At 65.2% G+C, this 17572-nt stretch carries 16 protein-coding genes and 1 tRNA gene; 7 read left to right on the forward strand and 10 right to left on the reverse strand.

Features of this window, described 5'->3' with window-relative positions; genetic code table 11:
* Window positions 1-2 precede the first annotated feature (2 nt).
* The 3 genes from ABT392_RS04180 to ABT392_RS04190 are packed head-to-tail and all read right to left on the reverse strand — an operon-like array spanning window position 3 to window position 2678.
* Entirely contained in the window at window positions 3-629 is a 627-nt protein-coding gene (locus ABT392_RS04180) for a hypothetical protein (protein WP_395386516.1), read from the reverse strand.
* Window positions 626-934 (reverse strand): c-type cytochrome, encoded by a 309-nt coding sequence (locus ABT392_RS04185; RefSeq protein ID WP_334278860.1) that lies wholly within the window; start codon window positions 932-934, stop codon window positions 626-628. The genes ABT392_RS04180 and ABT392_RS04185 overlap by 4 nt, the downstream gene beginning before the upstream one ends.
* Before the next feature lie 16 nt (window positions 935-950).
* The gene (locus ABT392_RS04190; protein ID WP_334278861.1) at window positions 951-2678 is read right to left on the reverse strand and encodes a cytochrome D1 domain-containing protein; all 1728 of its coding nucleotides are present in this window, start codon (window positions 2676-2678) and stop codon (window positions 951-953) included.
* Between the two features lie 194 nt (window positions 2679-2872).
* Between ABT392_RS04190 and ABT392_RS04195 the strand changes: the two genes are divergently transcribed.
* From ABT392_RS04195 to ABT392_RS04210, 4 genes are all read left to right on the forward strand, one after another.
* A complete protein-coding gene (locus ABT392_RS04195; RefSeq protein WP_464970913.1) occupies window positions 2873-4876 on the forward strand; it encodes a TonB-dependent receptor plug domain-containing protein in 2004 nt (667 codons plus the stop codon).
* Between the two features lie 301 nt (window positions 4877-5177).
* Window positions 5178-5393, forward strand: coding sequence for a hypothetical protein (locus tag ABT392_RS04200; RefSeq protein ID WP_395386514.1), 216 nt, complete (start codon window positions 5178-5180; stop codon window positions 5391-5393).
* A 332-nt stretch (window positions 5394-5725) separates the two neighbouring features.
* The gene (locus tag ABT392_RS04205) at window positions 5726-6757 is read left to right on the forward strand and encodes a replication initiation factor domain-containing protein (protein ID WP_395386513.1); all 1032 of its coding nucleotides are present in this window, start codon (window positions 5726-5728) and stop codon (window positions 6755-6757) included.
* Window positions 6754-7764, forward strand: a complete 1011-nt coding sequence (locus ABT392_RS04210) for a tyrosine-type recombinase/integrase (protein ID WP_395386512.1) — start codon at window positions 6754-6756, stop codon at window positions 7762-7764. Before ABT392_RS04205 ends, ABT392_RS04210 begins: the two co-directional genes overlap by 4 nt.
* A 46-nt stretch (window positions 7765-7810) precedes the next feature.
* Here ABT392_RS04210 and ABT392_RS04215 read toward each other — a convergent pair.
* The 4 genes from ABT392_RS04215 to prfB all read right to left on the reverse strand — a co-directional run bounded on the left by ABT392_RS04215 (window position 7811) and on the right by prfB (window position 12898).
* A tRNA-Thr gene (locus ABT392_RS04215) sits at window positions 7811-7886 on the reverse strand.
* A 54-nt stretch (window positions 7887-7940) separates the two neighbouring features.
* Window positions 7941-8960, reverse strand: coding sequence for a class 1 fructose-bisphosphatase (locus ABT392_RS04220; protein WP_395386511.1), 1020 nt, complete (start codon window positions 8958-8960; stop codon window positions 7941-7943).
* Window positions 8957-11656 (reverse strand): aminopeptidase N, encoded by a 2700-nt coding sequence (gene pepN / locus ABT392_RS04225; RefSeq protein ID WP_395386860.1) that lies wholly within the window; start codon window positions 11654-11656, stop codon window positions 8957-8959. Before pepN ends, ABT392_RS04220 begins: the two co-directional genes overlap by 4 nt.
* Window positions 11657-11793: 137 nt before the next feature.
* Window positions 11794-12898, reverse strand: a protein-coding gene (gene prfB, locus ABT392_RS04230; protein WP_334278864.1) for a peptide chain release factor 2 whose coding sequence is annotated in 2 segments (ribosomal slippage) — window positions 11794-12816 and window positions 12818-12898 — 1104 coding nt in all. Because the reading frame shifts where the segments join, the coding sequence is not laid out codon by codon here.
* 125 nt (window positions 12899-13023) lie between these two features.
* On the opposite strand from prfB, the gene ABT392_RS04235 reads away from it, so the two are divergent.
* Both ABT392_RS04235 and ABT392_RS04240 read left to right on the forward strand, forming a co-directional pair.
* On the forward strand, window positions 13024-13278 hold the full coding sequence (locus tag ABT392_RS04235; protein WP_395386510.1) for a hypothetical protein: 255 nt from the start codon (window positions 13024-13026) through the stop codon (window positions 13276-13278).
* The gene (locus ABT392_RS04240; protein WP_334278866.1) at window positions 13269-13535 is read left to right on the forward strand and encodes a DUF4212 domain-containing protein; all 267 of its coding nucleotides are present in this window, start codon (window positions 13269-13271) and stop codon (window positions 13533-13535) included. The genes ABT392_RS04235 and ABT392_RS04240 overlap by 10 nt, the downstream gene beginning before the upstream one ends.
* Here ABT392_RS04240 and ABT392_RS04245 read toward each other — a convergent pair.
* On the reverse strand, window positions 13521-14441 hold the full coding sequence (locus ABT392_RS04245) for an alpha/beta fold hydrolase (RefSeq protein WP_395386508.1): 921 nt from the start codon (window positions 14439-14441) through the stop codon (window positions 13521-13523). The genes ABT392_RS04240 and ABT392_RS04245 overlap by 15 nt on opposite strands.
* A gap of 57 nt (window positions 14442-14498) precedes the next feature.
* Between ABT392_RS04245 and ABT392_RS04250 the strand changes: the two genes are divergently transcribed.
* Window positions 14499-14987, forward strand: a complete 489-nt coding sequence (locus ABT392_RS04250) for a GNAT family N-acetyltransferase (protein WP_334278868.1) — start codon at window positions 14499-14501, stop codon at window positions 14985-14987.
* Between the two features lie 74 nt (window positions 14988-15061).
* Here ABT392_RS04250 and ABT392_RS04255 read toward each other — a convergent pair whose 3' ends face one another.
* On the reverse strand, window positions 15062-17122 hold the full coding sequence (locus tag ABT392_RS04255) for a S9 family peptidase (protein ID WP_395386507.1): 2061 nt from the start codon (window positions 17120-17122) through the stop codon (window positions 15062-15064).
* Between the two features lie 23 nt (window positions 17123-17145).
* Window positions 17146-17493: an arsenate reductase (glutaredoxin) gene (gene arsC / locus ABT392_RS04260; RefSeq protein ID WP_334278870.1), complete on the reverse strand. Its 348-nt coding sequence runs from the start codon at window positions 17491-17493 to the stop codon at window positions 17146-17148.
* Window positions 17494-17572: the final 79 nt, after the last annotated feature.

The following is a 17572-nucleotide window of genomic DNA, read 5'->3' on the forward strand; positions in this document are numbered from 1 at the left end:
ATTCACGGCAAGGGCTGCCAGCGGCGGATGTCCATGAGGCGCGGCGGCTCGGCGCTGTCGAGCGCCAGCACCAGGCGGCCTCCGCGCTCGATCAGCCGCGCCTGCGCGATATCGACCGCGGGCAGTACGGCAATCGGCCTTCGCACGTTCAGGTGCACGACCACGGCGTCGGGGCCTTGCTGGCCGAGCAGCCAGTCTTCGCGGCCCAGCTGGCGCAACTGGCTCGATGGTCTTGCCAACGGCGTGCGGCGCAGGCCCAGGTAGCCCGGTTCGGCCAGGCCTTCGCCCATGCGGTAGTCATGCACCAGGCCGCGGTAGAGCGGCTCGGCGGCCGGGTCCAGCGAGATTTCCCAGAGCTCGGCCAGACCTTCGAGCAGCACGGCCACGCTGCGACGCGAGGGCAGCGACAGCAGGGCCCGCACCGAGCCTGTGCGGCCCTGAGCGTCCGCCACCGGCCAGCGCTTGAGCAGGCGGCCTTCGCTGTCGCTGAGGCTCAACTGCCCTGGCTGCGCAAGCAAAAGAAAACCGGCCACGCCGAGGCTCGGCGGGCCGGTCGTGGGCTGCGCCTGCAAGGGCAGGGCAGCACAGGCCAGCAGCTGGCAGAGCCGCCGCCGGCCGAGGCTTGTCACTGCTTGAGTATCCAGATGAGCGAGTCCTTCAGGTCGCCATCGGCGATCTTGTCGGCACCGTTGGGCGGCATCGGAATCGGACCGAACACGCCCTTGCCGCCGGAGCGCACCTTCTGGCTCAGCGCGGCCACCGGGTCCTGGCCCTTGTACTTGGCAGCGATGTCCTTGAAGGACGGCCCGACCAGCTTCTTGTCCTTGGCATGGCAGGCCATGCAGCCCCCCTTGGTCAGGGCCTCCTCGGGCGTGGCCGCAGCGGCAGGCATGGCCAGGCCGAGGGCGGTCACCAGCAACAGCATTGCTTTCATCGATGTCTCCTTCCGATCAATACACGTCGTGTTGGGTGTTGTAGACATTGAACTTGCCGGTCGGCGTGATCAGGCGCGGGTCCTTGATCACGGTCTTGAGCTTCAAGGTCTTGTCGTCCACCACCACGATCGCGCTCTGCTTGTCCTTGGCCGACCAGACCGAGAACCAGACTTCGTCGCCCGCCTTGTTGTATTCGGGCTGGACCACGCGCTTGGCGCCGTCGTCCTTCAGGCCCGCCCACTCGGCGATAGGCAGCACCTTGTAGCCCTTGTCGAGCGCGTTGATGTCGAACACGGCCACCGACTGCGAGATCGCTGCATCGGGGTTCAGCGGCGTGTCCGAGTACAGGTGCTTGGACTTCGGGTGCGTCTTGATGAACAGCGCGCCGCCGCCCTGGCCCTTGATCTGCGCCACTTCCTTGAACGCGTACTGCTTGTGCTTGACCGGGTCGGTGGCGACCAGCGAGATGGCTTCGTCACCCAGGTGGCCCGTGCTCCAGACCGGCCCGAACTTCGGGTGGATGAAGTTGGCGCCGCGGCCCGGGTGCGGGATCTTGCTCACTTCCACCAGCTTCACCAGCTTGTCTTCCTTGGCGTCGACCACGGCAATCTTGTTGCTCTGGTTGGCGGCCACCATGAAATAGCGCTTGGAGCTGTCCCAGCCGCCGTCGTGCAGGAAGCGGGCGGTGCCGATCTCGGTGGTCTTGAGCGCATTCAGGTCGGTGTAGTCGACCATCAGCGTCTTGCCGGTCTCCTTCACGTTGACAATGAACTCGGGCCGGAAGTGGCTGGCCACGATGGAGGCCACGCGCGGCTCGGGGTGGTACTCCTGCTTGTCCACGGTGTTGCCGCGGGTGGAGACGATCTTCAGCGGCTCCAGCGTGTCGCCCTTCATGATCACGTACTGCGGCGGCCAGTAGGAGCCGGCGATCACCAGCTTGTCCTCATAGCCCTTGTACTTGCTGGCCTCGACCGAGCGGGCCTCCAGGCCGACGCGGATCTCGGCCACGTTGTCGGGCTTCTCCATCCACAGGTCGATCATGTTGACCTTGGCATCGCGGCCGATCACGAACAGGTAGCGGCCCGAGGCCGAGGTGCGCGAGATGTGCACCGCATAGCCGGTCTTGACGATGCTGATGATCTGCTTGGTGTCGCCGTCGATCAGGGCCACCTCACCGGTGTCGCGCAGCGTGGTCGAGAAGATGTTCTCGATGTTGTAGCTGTTCATCTTCCTGGTCGGGCGTTTCTCGGGCGGCACCAGCACCTTCCAGGTGCCCTTCATGTCGGCCATGCCGAACTCGGGTGGCGTGGGGGCGTCATGCTGGATGTAGCGCGCCATCAGGTCGACCTGCTGCTCGCTCATCTCGCCCGAGGTCTGCCAGTTGGGCATGCCGGCCGGCGAGCCGTAGGCGATGAAGACCTTCAGGTAGTCGGTGCCCTTGCCGACGGTGATGTCGGGCGTCAGCGGCTTGCCCGTGGCGCCCTTGCGCAGCACGCCATGGCAGCCGGCGCAGCGCTCGAAATAGATCTTGCGTGCGGCGTCGAACTCGGCCTGCGTCATCGGCGGTGCCTTGGGGTTGGTGCTTTGCACCATGGGCACGTCGGTGAGAGCGGACGGCGCAGCGTGGTACTTGACGTCGCCTGGGCTGACGTCCTTCTTCTCCTGGGCCAGCGCGGCCAGCGGCAGGGCGGCCAGCAGCAATGCCAGGCGGGTGAGCCGGCGGGTGGTGGGGATGCGCTTCATGACGAACTCCTTGCTCGTGGTTTGTTCTTGGTGCTGGCTGCATGGTCCCGCCATGCGCGAGGTCAAGTCCTTGAACTGGTTCAAGGTCTTGCGCGCTGGCCGGGCTGTGCTGCGGTGAACACGAACTGGATCAAGGCGACGCGCGCCCGACTCCGGGATGCTTGATCTCAGTCACACAGCCATGGAGCAAGCAAGTGAAGAACAAGATGCATCGCGGATTCCCACCGAGCCTGCTGAGCCTGGCGCTGGCCGCCGGCGGCGGCGCCTGGGCCGAGGCCGAACCGGTGCCGGTGCCGGTGCCGGTGCCGGTGCCGGTGCAGTTGCCCGCACCCGCGCCTGAACAACTGCCTCTGGTCGTGGTCTCGGCCACGCGCCACGCCATGCTGCTGGTGGACGCGCCGGCGGCCATCAGCGTGGTCAGCGCCCAGCAGATCGCCGCACGCGGCGCCGACAACGTGCTGGAAGCGGTGCGCGGCGAGACCGGCGTTTCCGTCTTCGGCCGCACCATCAGCGGCCGCAAGACGCTCAGCCTGCGGGGCATGGATGCGCGGCACACGCTGATCCTGGTGGACGGCAAGCGCATCGGCGCGAGCGATGGCGTCATCGGCCACAGCGACTTCCAGATCGACTGGCTGAACATGGGCGACGTGGACCGCATCGAGGTGCTGCGCGGGCCGCTCTCGGTGCTCTATGGCGCCGAGGCCCTGGGTGGCGTGGTGCAGCTGTTCAGCAAGGCACCGGCGCGCCAATGGGAGGGCAGTGCGCTGCTGGAGGGCTCGCAGGCCGCAGGCGACCGGGGTGGCGACGGGCGTCGCGCCGCGGTGCGCCTGTCCGGCCCGCTGAGTGAACAGCTGCGTGGCACGCTGAGTGCGTCGGACAGCCGGCGCGATGCGGTGGTGTCGCCGCTGGATGCCCGCATCTCCGACATCGAGGGCCGGCACAAGAAGGAGGCCAGCCTGCGTTTGCAGTGGGAGCCGCTGCGTGACCAGCTGATCGACCTCGAGCACCGCGCCGGCCGCGAGGACCGCGAGGCCTTCGCCGTCGAGAAGAGCGGCAAGAAGCGCGTCTATGAGTCCGACACCGACATCCGGCGCGAACACACGAGCCTCGGCTGGAGCGCCGATTGGGGCGGGGCGAACGAATGGCGCAGCCTTTTGCGCTACTACCAGAGCCGCTTCGAGATGCAGAACAGCCGCAGCAACGGCGTCACGGCGCTGCGCCCGAACACCCTGCTTGATCGGGTGCTGGAAACGCAGGCTTCGATGCGCTGGGATGCCGCGCAGCTGCTGAGTGCCGGCGCCGAGCTGCGCAGCGAGCGGCTCGACAACGTCGGCCTGCCCGGTGGGAGCAGCAGTGCCAGCCATCGCTCGCTGCATCTGCAGGACGAGATCGAGCTGGCACGCTCGCTGACCCTGACCGCCGGCCTGCGCCATGACCATCACGAACGTTTCGGCAGCCACCTGAGCCCGCGGCTCTATACGGTCTGGCATCCGGCCGAGGGCTGGACGCTCAAGGGTGGCTACTCGACCGGCTTCAAGCCACCGACCCTCAAGCAGATCACGCCGGGCTACCAGGAGGACGAGGGCCCCTACACCTATGTGTCGCAGCCGGCCCTGCGCCCCGAGACCAACCGGGCGCAGGAGCTGGGCCTGGGCTTCGAGCGCGGCGGCCGGTCGGTGCAGCTGATGGTGTTCGACAACCGGCTGCGCGACCTGATCGTGCCGCAGCTCATCGGCATCGTCGCGGGCCGCCAGACCTATCGCTTCGAGAACATCGACCGAGCGCACCTGCGTGGCGCCGAGCTCAGCGGCCGCAGCGAGCTGGGCGGAGGGTTCTCGGCGCAACTCGGCTATCAGTACCTCGATGCCAGGGATGGCAATGGCCAGCGCCTTGAGAAGCGGCCGCGTCACAGCCTGGGTGCGGCGCTGGATTGGGCCAGCGGGCCCTGGCGCGCCGGCCTGCGCGTCGATCGGGTCATGGACCAGACCATCGCCAGCCCGGTCGTCGGCCAGGCGCCATTGCCCCTGCCAGACCTGACCCAGATCAGTGCCCAGCTGTTCCGCAAGCTGAGCCGGCAACTGGACTTGAGCCTGGGCGTCAACAATGCCGGTAACACCATCCTCGCCCAGAAGAGCCCGCTGTTCACCTGGGCCGAAGCGCCGCGCACCTGGCGCCTGAGCCTGCGCGGCCAGTGGTGAACATCGCCGCCAGGCCGGCGGCACTTTGAGGGCATGGCCGCGAGCCAATGAAAAAGGGCCTGACTTGCGTCAGGCCCTTCTTGCTGTTTTGGTGCCGGAGAGATGAATCGAACACCCGACCTTCTCATTACGAAGCCGGGCCCTAAGCAAGCTCTCTAGGCATTGGCTAGCGCGTGACTCCAGTTTGAAGCCTTGTCGCAACAACGGAGCTACGCATGCAACGACCACTTTTCTTGGTGACGGTATTGGGGGATGGGGTGCAACCCCATGGGGACCTGGGCGCTACGAAGCGGGGTGCACCATGAAGCCAAAGCCGACTCACGTTCTCAATCGGACACCGCAGCCTTTCGCTATGCGTGTGGCTGACCTGCTCGCCGACGATCCTGACCTGGTGCGTTTTCTCGGCCCCAGCTTCAAGGTTGTTGTGAGCTTTAACGCTGACATTCGCCGCGTGACGTATTCATTCCGTCGCCAGGACGATACAGATCCCGACGAAGTGGACATTGCTCAGGTCTGACCTGTTGCAAGCAATGAACGGTTCGCAATAGGATCGGCCCAGCAATAGATGGCCTGGTGCTCCAGAGATAACAGCACCGCACGGGCGACCAAGATCCCTGATCCCTTAGTGGCAGGGCGCGTCAAGCTCCCGATCCTGCAAACGACCTGTTGCGAATCCCAATGCCTCGGGTTCGCGTCGTCTGTATTTGCGAACCCCAAACCTTCAGCTTTGGAGTTCGTATGGACTTTGCACCACAAGAGAACAGCAGCGGGCGACTCCGCTGCGGGGGCGCCGACACCGCACCGGAGACGCCCGCGCCTACCCCCCGTGTAGTAACCACGGGGAGAAAGGTGGCAGGCTGGACCACAAACCCGCAAGAGCTGGTGTCCGGTGTGGACCAGGAAACCGGAGAGCCTGTCGCCGTCACCAGTTTGGGAATGGGGCGCCTGCGGGCCACGCGGTTGCTCGAGCGCGATGAGTCGGTTTCTCCTGCTATCGCGTTCATCGACGCCCTTGCCTTCTCGATCACGCCACCGCGTGGCGAAACCTACGCCTGGGTGCTCGCGCAGATGTCGCAGTTCCTGGACTTGGGTCCGATAGAGCCTCGGGGTGGGCTGTTCGGTTTTCAGCGCTCCGCTCGGCTTGGTGATGGTGCTGGAGTGATGGCCTGGGGTGGTGAAAGCCAGAAGGGCGTCGTCTACTTCAGCTTGATGGGTCAGGGTTGCGCCAGGGTGCAGGACTGGCAGCGCTTGGCACTGTGGCTTGAACAGAACAAGGCCACGATCAAGCGTGCCGACGTGGCGCACGATGACTTTGATGGCGCCTATGTCTCGATTGACTGGGCTGTCGGGCAGTACCACTCTGGCGGCTTCAATGCTGGTGGTCGCAAGCCACGAGCTGAGTGTCTCGGCGATTGGCTCGATGGCAACGAATCCACGCATGGGCGAACTCTTGGCATCGGCAATCGTCAGAGCGGCAAGTACGCGAGGTGCTACGAGAAGGGCAAGCAGCTTGGCGATGGCGCAAGTCTCTGGACTCGGATCGAAGTCGAGTGGAGGGCACAAGACCGCTACATCCCCTATGACATTCTTCTTCGGCCTGGCTACTACCTGGCTGGGGCCTATCCTTGCCTGGCGTTTGTCAGTGCCGAGCAGTCGGTGATCAAGACGGTCTCCAAGTCGGTGCAGGTGTCCTTCGAGCGCGCAGTAGAGAACGCCAAGCAGCATTGCGGCAAGCTGGTCAACCTGATGCTTCGGGTCTACGTAGGCGACTGCGGCGAGGTGGTTCACCGCCTGGTGCGCGATGGCCTGCCAGGACGGGTGGCGCCCTACAGCTATCACCTCACTGCGGATCCCTCGGTTTGCATCGGGGAGGCAGCATGAGTCTCTACAGGCGCAAGGACTCGCCGTTCTGGTGGGTCAAGCTGCCGGCCATTGAAGGCGAATTGAAACCTGTGCAGCTCAGCTCCGGCACCGCGAACAGGCGTGACGCTCAGCGCTATCACGACAAGCTGCTGGCCGACCGATGGAAGCAGGACAAGCTCGGCACCAAGCCTCGCTACACCTGGGAAGACGCAACCGAGAAATGGCTGCAAGAGAGTTCGCACAAGCGCACCCTGGCCATGGACGTTGCCATCTTCGCCTGGTTCACCCGCTACCTAGGGGGGAAAGAGCTGTCAGAGATTACGAGGCCGATGATCGACGAGCTGAAGGCGCGCAGGGGCAAGGGCGTGTCTGCGGCGACCGTCAATCGCTACATGGCGCTGTTGCGGGCTGTGCTGCGTAGAGCTTGCTTCGACTGGGAATGGCTGGATCGGGTGCCGAAGATTTCCATGATGCGAGTGACGAACGAGCGCATCAGGTCGCTTTCGCAGGCGGAGTACTTGCGGCTGCTGGATCAGTTGCCAGGGCACTTGCGAGACATGGCGGTCTTCTCAGTTGCGACTGGCTTGCGCAAGAGCAACGTCACGCGCTTGCAGTGGAGTCAGGTGTCACTTGAGCGCATGCACCTCTGGATTCCGGCCGATCAGCACAAGAACGGCAAGGCGCATTCGGTGCCGCTCAATTGCGCGGCCATGGAGGTCTTGCTGCGGCGATCTGGCGACCATCCGACCCATGTGTTCGTCTACGAGGGCAATCCCATCGGCCAGGTCAACACGAAGGCTTGGCGAGCCGCACTGGAGCGCGCAGGCATCAAGAACTTTCGCTGGCATGACCTGCGCCACACCTTCGCGACCTGGCATCGGGAAGCCGGCACGCCGACGCACGAACTGCAGATGCTGGGAGGCTGGAAGTCGGCGTCGATGGTCGAACGCTATGCGCATGTCGCGCCACAAGGCTTGCAAGCGGCGGCGTCCCGCCTTGATAATTTGATGGCAGTTACGCGCTAGCTACGGAAAAAGCCAGTTGACCTTGCGATCAACTGGCTTTCAAGAGTGGTGCCGGAGAGATGAATCGAACACCCGACCTTCTCATTACGAATGAGCTGCTCTACCGACTGAGCTACACCGGCTTTTCGAAGCAGCACTTCTGCGCCGCTGCGAGCCCGCGACTATAGCAGAGATTATCAGCCCTTCGCAAGCGCTTCGAGGTGATAGCTGGTGACGCGCTCGACTTCGTTCTTGGAACCCAGCACCACCGCCACACGCTCATGCAGCAGCGTGGGCTGCAGGTCGAGGATGCGCTCTCGTGCATTGGTGGCCGCGCCGCCGGCCTGCTCGACCAGGAAGGCCATGGGGTTGGCTTCATACATCAGGCGCAGCTTGCCGGCCTTGCTGGGCTCGCGCTTGTCCCAGGGGTAGAGGAACACGCCACCGCGGGTCAGGATGCGATGCACGTCGGCCACCATGGCGGCGATCCAGCGCATGTTGAAGTCTTTGCCGCGCGGGCCGGTGCTGCCGGCCAGGCATTCGTCGATATAGCGCGTGACCGGTTCGTCCCAGTGGCGCATGTTCGACATGTTGATCGCGAACTCCTTGGTGTCCTCCGGGATCTTCACCTCTTCCTGCGTCAGCACGAAGCTGCCTTGCTCGCGGTCCAGCGTGAACATGGCGACGCCGTCGCCCAGGGTCAGCACCAGCGTGGTCTGCGGGCCGTAGATGCAATAGCCGGCCGCCACCTGCTGCTTGCCGGGCTGCAGGAAATCTTCCTCGCCGACGCCGCGGTGGTTCGTGACCTTGCGCAGCACCGAGAAGATGGTGCCGATGGACACATTCACGTCGATGTTGGACGAGCCGTCGAGCGGATCGAACAGCAAGAGGTATTCGCCCTGCGGATAGCGGTTCGGCACCACATAGATGCCTTCCATCTCTTCCGAGGCCATGGCCGCCAGGTGGCCGCCCCATTCATTGGCTTCGATCAGCACCTCGTTGGCGATGATGTCCAGCTTCTTCTGGATCTCGCCCTGCACGTTCTCGCTGTGGGCCGTGCCCAGCACATCACCCAGCGCGCCCTTGTTGACGCTGATGGAGATGCGCTTGCAGGCGCGCGCCACGATCTCGATCAGCAGCCGCAGCTCCTGCGGAATGTGGCCGTGCTGGCGCTGCTGTTCGATCAGGTACTGCGTGAGGCTGACGCGGCGGGTCATGCAGGCTCCTTCTGTTCGGCCTTGTCGGAAGCCAGGGCGCGCTCGATGATCTCGCGCACATCGCTCGACAGCTCGGCCTTGGCGGCCACGCGCACGATGGCTTCGCGGGCGGCGCTGCGGTAAGGCTCGGCCAGCTTGGTCCAGCGGTCCATCACGCGGGCCAGGCGGCCAGCGATCTGCGGGTTGATCGCATCCAGCGCCAGCAACTGGTCGGCCCAGAACACGTAGCCGGCGGCGTCGGTGCGATGGAAGGCAGCCGGGTTGAACATGCACAGCGAGAAGATCAGGCTGCGCGCGCGGTTTGGGTTCTTCAAGCTGAAGTCAGGGTGCTGCAGAAGCTGGCGCACGCGCGCAAAGGTCTTGCCATCACGCTCGGCGGCGCGGCCTTGCAGCGCGAACCATTTGTCCACCACCAGCGCTTCGTCCTTGAACTGCTGATGGAAGCGGGCGAGCGCGGGCTCGGCCAGTTCGGCATGGGCATTCACGAGGGCCGAGAGGGCGCCCAGGCGGTCGGTCATGTTGCCGGCGTCCTTGAAGCGCTGGTAGGCGCGGCCCGGCCACACCGTGTCGCCACTGCGCTTGGCATCGAGCACCAGCATGGCGAGCGCCAGATTGGCCAGCGAGCGCTTGCCGCTTTGCACCGGGTCGGGCTGATAGCCGCCGCTGACCTGGTTGCCCTCGAAGGCCGCAACCCAGTCGTCGCGCAGCGCGTGGGCCAGCTGGTTCTGTGCAGCATCGACGGCAGCGTGGATCGCCTGCGGGTCGATCACTTCCAGCTGTTCGGCGATATAGGCTTCGCCCGGCAATGTGAGCGCCAGTTCCTTGAAGGCTGAATCGAGCTGGGGATGGCGCAGCAAGCTGCGCATCGCCTCGATGTAGGCGCCATCCAGCACCAGCGGCTTGCCCGAGCGCACCGCGGCGAGGATGCGGTTCAGCGCCAGGCGTTGGCCGGCTTCCCAGCGATTGAAGGCATCGGTGTCGTGCTTGAGCAGCACCAGCAGCTCGGCGTCCGTCAGACCGTCGTCCAGCAGTACCGGGGCCGAGAAACCACGCAAGAGCGAGGGCACCGGGTCGGCGGTGACGTTGACGAAGACGAAGGACTGCGCAGACTGGTCCAGCACCAGCACGCGGTCCGTGCCTGCTGGCTCGGTTTCGCCCTGCAGTTGCAAAGGCAAGACCTGGCCCTCGTGGGAGAGCAGCCCCATGGCGACCGGGATCACCTGCGCGAGCTTGCTGTCCTGGCCGGGGCTGGGCGGGTTGGTTTGCGACAGCGTCAGCGTGTAGGTTTGCGCCGTGGCGTCGTAGGTGCCGCGCGCCTTCAGGTGTGGCGTGCCGGCTTGCGAGTACCAGCGCTTGAAGGCTTCCAGGCGGGTCGCCAGGGCCGAGCCGGGGTTGGCGTCGGCAATGGCCTGCGCGAAGTCGTCGCAGGTCACGGCCTGGCCGTCATGGCGCTCGAAGTAGAGCTTCATGCCCGCCTCGAAGCCGGCGCGGCCGACCAGGGTCTGGTACATGCGCACCACTTCCGAGCCCTTGTCGTAGACCGTGGCGGTGTAGAAGTTGTTGATCTCGACGTAGGAATCGGGGCGCACCGGGTGGGCCATGGCGCCCGAGTCTTCCGGGAACTGCATGGCGCGCAGCTGGCGCACATCCTGGATGCGGCAGACGGCGCGGGCACTCGGCGCGGCCGCCATGTCCATCGAGAACTCCTGGTCGCGGAAGACGGTCAGGCCTTCCTTCAAGGAGAGCTGGAACCAGTCGCGGCAGGTCACGCGGTTGCCGGTCCAGTTGTGGAAATACTCGTGGGCCACGATGGCCTCGATGCGCGCGAAGTCGGCATCGGTCGCCGTGGCCGGCGAAGCGAGCAGGGCGCTCGTGTTGAAGATGTTGAGGCCCTTGTTCTCCATCGCGCCCATGTTGAAGTCGGACACGCCGACGATCATGAATCGCTCAAGGTCCAGCGGCAGCTTGAAGCGCGCTTCGTCCCAGACGATCGAGGCGACCAGCGAGTTCATCGCATGCTCGGTCTTCTCCAGGTCGCCGCGGCGCACGAAGACCTGCAGCAGATGGTCGCGGCCGGCGCGGGTCGTGATGCGCTGCTCGCGCGCCACCAGGTCGCCCGCCACCAGGGCGAACAGGTACGAAGGCTTGGGGAAGGGGTCGTGCCAGACGGCGAAGTGGCGGGTCGCGTCGAGCTCGCCGCTGTCTGCCAGGTTGCCGTTGGACAGCAGCACCGGGTACTTGGTCTTGTCGGCGCGCAGCGTCACGGTGTAGACCGCCATCACGTCCGGGCGGTCCAGGAAATAGGTGATGCGGCGGAAGCCCTCGGCCTCGCATTGCGTGAAGAAGCTGCCGCCCGAGGTGTAGAGGCCCGACAGCGCGGTGTTCTTCTCCGGTGCGCAGGTGTTGCGCACTTCGAGCGTGAAGTCGGCGTCCGGCGCGGCTTCGATCACCAGCTCATGGCCCTCCTGGCGGAAGGAGACGCTTTCGCCATTGATCAGCACGCGCAGCAGCTGCAGCTCCTCGCCATGCAGGCGCAGCGGGCCGTGCGGCACCGCGGTATTGCGCTCGACCTTCATCTTGCTGATGACCAGGGTCTTGGCCGGGTCGAGGTCGAAGCTGATGTCGACCGTGCGAATCCAAAATGCGGGGGCGACATAGTCTTCGCGGCGGATCAGTGGGGCATTGCCTTCGCGCATATCCATTCCTATAGATGTCTCGTGTTTTCGCGAACCGTGCCTTCCCCAGCGGCACCCGCGGAACTGGCTTTGCCAGGCCGCTGGGTGCGCCCCCTTGAGGGGGAGCCGCGTGAGCGGCTACGGGGGTGGGCCGAATCCTAGACGCCTTGCTTCAGGCTCTCGGAGATGAACTGGTCGAGGTCGCCGTCCAGCACCTTCTGGGTGGCGGAGGTCTCGTAGTTGGTGCGCAGGTCCTTGATGCGGCTCTGGTCGAGCACATAGCTGCGGATCTGGTGGCCCCAGCCCACATCGGTCTTGGTGTCCTCGAGCTTTTGCTGCTCTTCCTGGCGCTTGCGCATCTCGTGGTCGTACAGGCGCGAGCGCAGGCGCTTCCAGGCCACGTCGCGGTTGCTGTGCTGGCTGCGGCCGTCCTGGCATTGCACGACGATGCCGGTCGGGATGTGCGTGAGGCGCACCGCCGAGTCGGTCTTGTTGATGTGCTGACCGCCGGCGCCCGAGGCGCGGAAGGTGTCGGTACGCACGTCGGCCGGGTTGATGTCGATCTCGATCGAGTCATCGATTTCCGGGTAGACGAACAGCGAGGCAAAGCTGGTGTGGCGGCCGCCGGAGCTGTCGAAGGGGCTCTTGCGGACCAGGCGGTGCACGCCGGTTTCGGTACGCAGCAGGCCGAAGGCATATTCGCCCTCGACCTTGATCGTGGCGCTCTTGATGCCGGCCACGTCGCCGTCGCTCTGGTCTTCCAGCGTCGCCTTGAAGCCCTTGCGTTCGCAGTACTTCAGGTATTGGCGCAAGAGCATGCCGGCCCAGTCGTTCGCCTCGGTACCACCGGCACCGGCCTGGATGTCGACAAAGCAGTTCAAGGGGTCGGCCGGGTTGTTGAACATCCGGCGGAACTCGAGCTGCTCGACCGTCTCGCGCAGCTTGGCGGCATCGGCCTCGATGGCCTCCAGACCGGCGAGGTCGTCGTCGGCCTTGCTCATCTCGAACAGCTCGGTGTTGTCGGCGAGGTTGCTTTGCAGGTGGTCGATGGTCTGAACCACGTTCTCCAGCGTGCGCTTCTCCTTGCCCAGCTCCTGGGCGCGTTTGGGCTCGTTCCAGACGTTCGGGTTCTCGAGGGCGGCGTTGACCTCGTTCAGCCGCAGTGCTTTGCGGTCGTAGTCAAAGATACCCCCTTAGCGCGTCGGTACGCGCTGTCAGATCGGCGAGGGAGGTTCCGATCGCGTTGATGCGTTCGATGTCCATGGTGCGGCTGTTTCTTTTTAACGCGCGCCCAGAACAGGGCGCAATCAGTCGGGCATTTTAGCGGCCCCGCTCCCTGGGGAACTGCCGGGGGCGTATTCAGGGGCCCAGGCCTTAAAGTCTCGGCCATGCTTCTTCTTGTCTCCGCGCTCAAGCTGATTGCCGAAATCGGGCTGCTCGCCTGCCTCGGCCGAGGGCTGCTTGGCCTTTTGATCGGGGCGCGGCGGCAAGGCAATTTCTTCTATGGGCTGCTGGACATCGTGGCCCGGCCATTTGACCTGCCGGCCGGCCAGCGCTGGGCCTTGCCGCTGGCTGCAGGCCTGTGGCTGGCCGTCACCGCCTGGAAGATCCAGCTTTGCCTCGGGGGCGCCGCATGCCAGTGAAATTGCAGCAACGCCAGCGCCGCTATTGGCAGGCCAATCGCAAGCTCACGCTGTGGTTGCTGGCGGCCTGGTCCTTGGTCACCTTTGTCGTGCCCTACTTTGCGCGCGACCTGAACTTCAGCTTCTTCGGCTGGCCTTTCAGCTTCTGGGTCGCCTCGCAAGGCGCCCTGATTGCTTACCTCGCCATCAGCTGGGCCTATGCCGCGTTCATGAACCGCAATGACCGCGAAGACGAAGACGAGTCAGGCGAGGAATGAGGCCAGGTGCTCGGCAAGCGCCTCGGGCTGATCGTGATGAAGCATGTGGCCGGCGTCGCTGAGCCTGGCCTGCTTCAAGTCCTTGACCACGGCCAGCCGTGATTCGAAATCCGCCCGGGGGTAGCGGTCGCCCCACCACTTGGTGATGTCGGTGCTGTCGCCCTCGACCCAGAGCGTGGGTGCCTCAATCGCCGCCCAGGTGGCCAGGATTTCAGCGCGGCGGTAGAGGATGGGATTGGTGCGCTTGTGGGCCGGGTCGCCAAGTATCAGCCACTGGCCGTCGAATTCATGGGCCCAATGCGGCGCCAGCCACTGGGCCTTGGCCGTGCTGAGCCGCGGGTTGGTCTTGATCAGCCGCTCCGCCACGGCTTCGAGGCTCGGGTAGGTCTTGAGCCGCTGCTCTTCCTTCAATTCATCGAGCCAGGCGACCAGGCGGCCGGGCGCCATTTCCGGCTTGGTCTCGGGCAGGCCGAAACCTTCCAGATTGATCAGGCGGCGGATGCGCTGCGGCCGCACGCCGGCATAGCTCATCACCACATTGCCACCCATGCTGTGGCCGAGCAGGTCGACGGGAGCATCGGGGCTGACCGCGTCGAGCAGCGCATCCAGGTCACCCAGATAGTCCGGGAACCAGTAGGCATCGCCGCCGCCATTGTCCGAGAGGCCGAAGCCGCGCCAGTCCATGGCCAGCACCGTGCGCTGATCGCCCAGGGCATCCAGCGCGTCAACCGCGAACTGGAACGAGGCGCCCACATCCATCCAGCCATGCAGCATCACCAAGAGGGGCCTCTCAGGCGTGATGAGCGACGCATCGCCCCAGCGCAGCACATGGTGGCGCAGGCCGCGCAGGGTGATGAATTCGCTGCGCGTCATGCGCCGCTCGACATAGGCTGGTGTGTTGCTCATGACCTCAATGTAGGCCAGCACTCAAAGCCTTGCTGTCGGTCTGGCGACAATGGGGCCATGAGCACCACTGAACATCGCATCCGCAATGCCGCGCCGGCCGACGTGCCGGCCATCGTCGGCTTGATCAAGGAACTGGCTGACTTCGAGAAGCTCGGGCACCTCGCCCAGGCCACGCCGGAGAAGCTGCTGCCGCAGCTGTTCGGCGAAAGGCCGCCGGTGGAGTGCTGGGTCGCAGAAGGAGAGGAGGGCGAGTTGGTCGCCTTCGCGCTCTTCTTCACCAACTTTTCGACCTTCCTGGCCCAGCCTGGCATCTACCTGGAAGACCTCTATGTGCAGCCGGCCCACCGTGGCACGGGCCTGGGCAAGGCAATGCTGAGCCGCCTGGCCGCGCTGGCCGTGGAGCGCGGCTGCGGCCGCTTCGAGTGGAGCGTGCTGGACTGGAATGTGAACGCCATCGACTTCTACAAGAAGATGGGCGCCGTCATGATGGACGACTGGCGCATCTGCCGGCTCACCGGCGAGGCGCTGGCGCAGTACGGCCGCTAGGATTCAGCCCGGCCTCTTGCATCGAGTCCGGGCCTTCACCCGCCACGAGCCCTTGCCAGGCCTCGTGCGCGGGCTCAGTCCTTCTTCGCCTTCGGCAGCTCAGGCACCGCGAAGTTCGGCAGCGGGTCCTTGAAGATCCAGTGGTTGAACCAGTCCAGGTTGTGCTGCATCTGCGCGCGCGCCGATTTGGGCTTGGTGATGCCATGGCCGAAGCCCTTGTAGACGATCATCTCGACCGGCACGTTGCGGTCTTCCAGCGCCTGGCGCAGCTGGTAGGCATTGGCGATGGGCACGCGCCTGTCGAGCTCGCCATGCTGGATCAGCGCTGGCGTGCGGGCTTCCTTCAGGTAGCCGGCCGGTGAGGTCTTGCGATAGATCTCGGGGTCGTCCACGGGGTTGGCGCCGAGGTAATTGATCGTGAACTGCGGAATGTCGGTGTTGTAGTAGTAGGTCGCCCAGTCCGAGATGCCGGCGCCGACCGAGACCGCGACAAAGCGGTTCGTTGCCGTGCCCAGGAAGGCGGAGATGTAGCCGCCCTGGCTCCAGCCCATGCTGCCGACACGGTCCTTGTCGACCCAGCCCTTGGCCACCAGGTGGTCAACGCCCGAGACCACGTCCCACGCGTCGCCCACACCGAGGTTGCGCTCGTTCAGGCGGCGGAACTTCTCGCCGTAGCCGGCACTGCCGCGGTAGTTGACCTTCAGGAGCAGGGCGCCGCGCGCGGCCCAGATATCGGCCGGGTAGTAGCGCGTGTCCAGCAGGGTGGGGCGGTCGATGCCTGTCGGACCGCCGTGGATGATGGTCAGCAGCGGGTACTTCTTGGCCGGGTCGAAGTCTGCCGGCTTGATCAGCACGCCTTCGATCTCGGCGCCGTCCTTGCTCTTCCAGCGGATCAGCTCGCGGCTGGCCATGATGAAGTCGCGGGTCTGCTCGGTGAGCTGGGTCAGCTGTTTCGGCGCAAAACCGGCGGCTTCGCTGACGAAGACCTCGGCCAGCGCGCGCGGCGTGGCTGCGCTGAAGGCGATCTTGCGGCCGTCGCGGCTCAGGGACGCACCAGCGGCCATCAAGTCGTCCGGCGATGTAATGCGCGCCACGCGGCCATTGGCAGGGTCGACGCGGAACAGATGGCCCGCCGTGCGCTGCAGGCCGCTGAAGTAGATGCCATCGGCCTTCCAGCCGATCAGCGAGGGGTTCTCGTCGAAGCTCTCGCTCACCGAGCGCGGCGTGCCGCCGTCAGCCGACACCACGGCCACGCGCTGGTTGCGCGCGAAGAAGGTGGCCTGTCCCATCGCGGAGACGAAGGCGATCTGCTTGCCATCCGGCGACCATTGAGGATTGGAGTCGGGGCCGGCCTGCATCACCAGCGGCTTGACGCTGTCGTCGGCCAGGCCGAGGCGATAGATGTCGCTCGTGCCAAGGTGGCGCGCATCGGGCGACATGCTGGCGCTGAAAGCAAGCTGGCTACCGTCCGGCGACCAGCTGAAACCTTCCACATGCAGCTTGGCATTCTTCGTGCGCTGTTTGCCGGCCTGCGGCGCGGCCAGGGCCTCGGCCACGTTCAGCGTCCAGAGCTGGGCGGCCAGCGTTTCCTTGCGCACCACTTCGTAGTCGGCATAGTGGCTCTTGCGGTCCTTAGCGGCCTGGCTCTGCGCCTCATTGGCCGTGAAGGCGATCTGTCGGCCATCGGGCGACCAGGCATAGCCGCGCACGCCAGTTTCCGATTTGCTCAGTTGCACCGCCTCGCCACCATCGGGCCGGATTGCGAACAGCTGCTCCTTGTCTTCGACGCGGCTGCTGGTGAAGGCCAGCCACGAGCCATCGGGCGACCACTGCGGATTGCCCGCCGACTTGCCGCCCTGCGTCAATGGCAGGTTGCGACCGGTCTGCGTGTCCACCAACCAGATCGAGTTGATGAAGGCGTCCTGCTTGAAGTCTGCCTGGCTGGTCATGTAAGCCACGTAGCGGCCATCCGGCGAGATCTGCGGCGCGCCAGCCAGGGTCCTGAGTTGCAGCAACTCGTCGATGCTGGCCACATGGCGCGCAGCCGGCTCGGCGGCGAATACCGGGCCGAAGGCAAGACTCAGGGCCACGGTCAGCGCGGGAAGGGCAATGTTCAGGCAGGTCGCGTTCTTCATGGACATCCTTGTGAGATTGTTCTTCAGAGGAATTCGAGCAGCAGCTCGGGTGGCCGTGCAATCAAGGCGCGCTGGCCGTTCACCACAATGGGCCGCTGCAGCAGTATCGGATGGGCCGCGATGGCTGCCAGCAAGTCACCCTCGCCGAGCGCCGGGTTGTCGAGCCCGAGCCGGGCATAGGCCTCCTCGCTGCGGCGCATCAGCTCGCGCGCCGGCAGCTTCAGCAAGGCCAGCAGCTCGCGCAATTGCGCAATGCTCGGCGGCGTTTGCTGGTAGTCGATCACCAGAGGCTGCAGGCCTCTGGATTGCAGGAGGGCCAATGCTTCACGCGACTTGGAACAGGCGGGGTTGTGGAAGATCGAGAGACTCATCAGCGCAGTTTATGTGCGGGAAATCCATAGCCCGGCATGACTTCCGGCTCGCTACGCTCTGCCCCTCGCATCCTCGCGC

Origin of the sequence: Paucibacter sp. JuS9 (assembly GCF_044043925.2) — a bacterium.
In the GTDB taxonomy this organism is placed as follows: domain Bacteria; phylum Pseudomonadota; class Gammaproteobacteria; order Burkholderiales; family Burkholderiaceae_C; genus JAUASW01.

Coding starts and splice junctions, on each gene's coding strand:
- ABT392_RS04185 (WP_334278860.1), bottom strand. CDS start 934: ATGAAAGCAATGCTGTTGCTGGTGACCGCCCTCGGCCTGGCCATGCCT.
- ABT392_RS04190 (WP_334278861.1), bottom strand. CDS start 2,678: ATGAAGCGCATCCCCACCACCCGCCGGCTCACCCGCCTGGCATTGCTG.
- ABT392_RS04200 (WP_395386514.1), top strand. CDS start 5,178: ATGAAGCCAAAGCCGACTCACGTTCTCAATCGGACACCGCAGCCTTTC.
- ABT392_RS04210 (WP_395386512.1), top strand. CDS start 6,754: ATGAGTCTCTACAGGCGCAAGGACTCGCCGTTCTGGTGGGTCAAGCTG.
- ABT392_RS04240 (WP_334278866.1), top strand. CDS start 13,269: ATGCCAGTGAAATTGCAGCAACGCCAGCGCCGCTATTGGCAGGCCAAT.
- ABT392_RS04235 (WP_395386510.1), top strand. CDS start 13,024: ATGCTTCTTCTTGTCTCCGCGCTCAAGCTGATTGCCGAAATCGGGCTG.
- pepN (WP_395386860.1), bottom strand. CDS start 11,656: ATGCGCGAAGGCAATGCCCCACTGATCCGCCGCGAAGACTATGTCGCC.
- ABT392_RS04220 (WP_395386511.1), bottom strand. CDS start 8,960: ATGACCCGCCGCGTCAGCCTCACGCAGTACCTGATCGAACAGCAGCGC.
- arsC (WP_334278870.1), bottom strand. CDS start 17,493: ATGAGTCTCTCGATCTTCCACAACCCCGCCTGTTCCAAGTCGCGTGAA.
- ABT392_RS04250 (WP_334278868.1), top strand. CDS start 14,499: ATGAGCACCACTGAACATCGCATCCGCAATGCCGCGCCGGCCGACGTG.
- ABT392_RS04255 (WP_395386507.1), bottom strand. CDS start 17,122: ATGAAGAACGCGACCTGCCTGAACATTGCCCTTCCCGCGCTGACCGTG.
- ABT392_RS04245 (WP_395386508.1), bottom strand. CDS start 14,441: ATGAGCAACACACCAGCCTATGTCGAGCGGCGCATGACGCGCAGCGAA.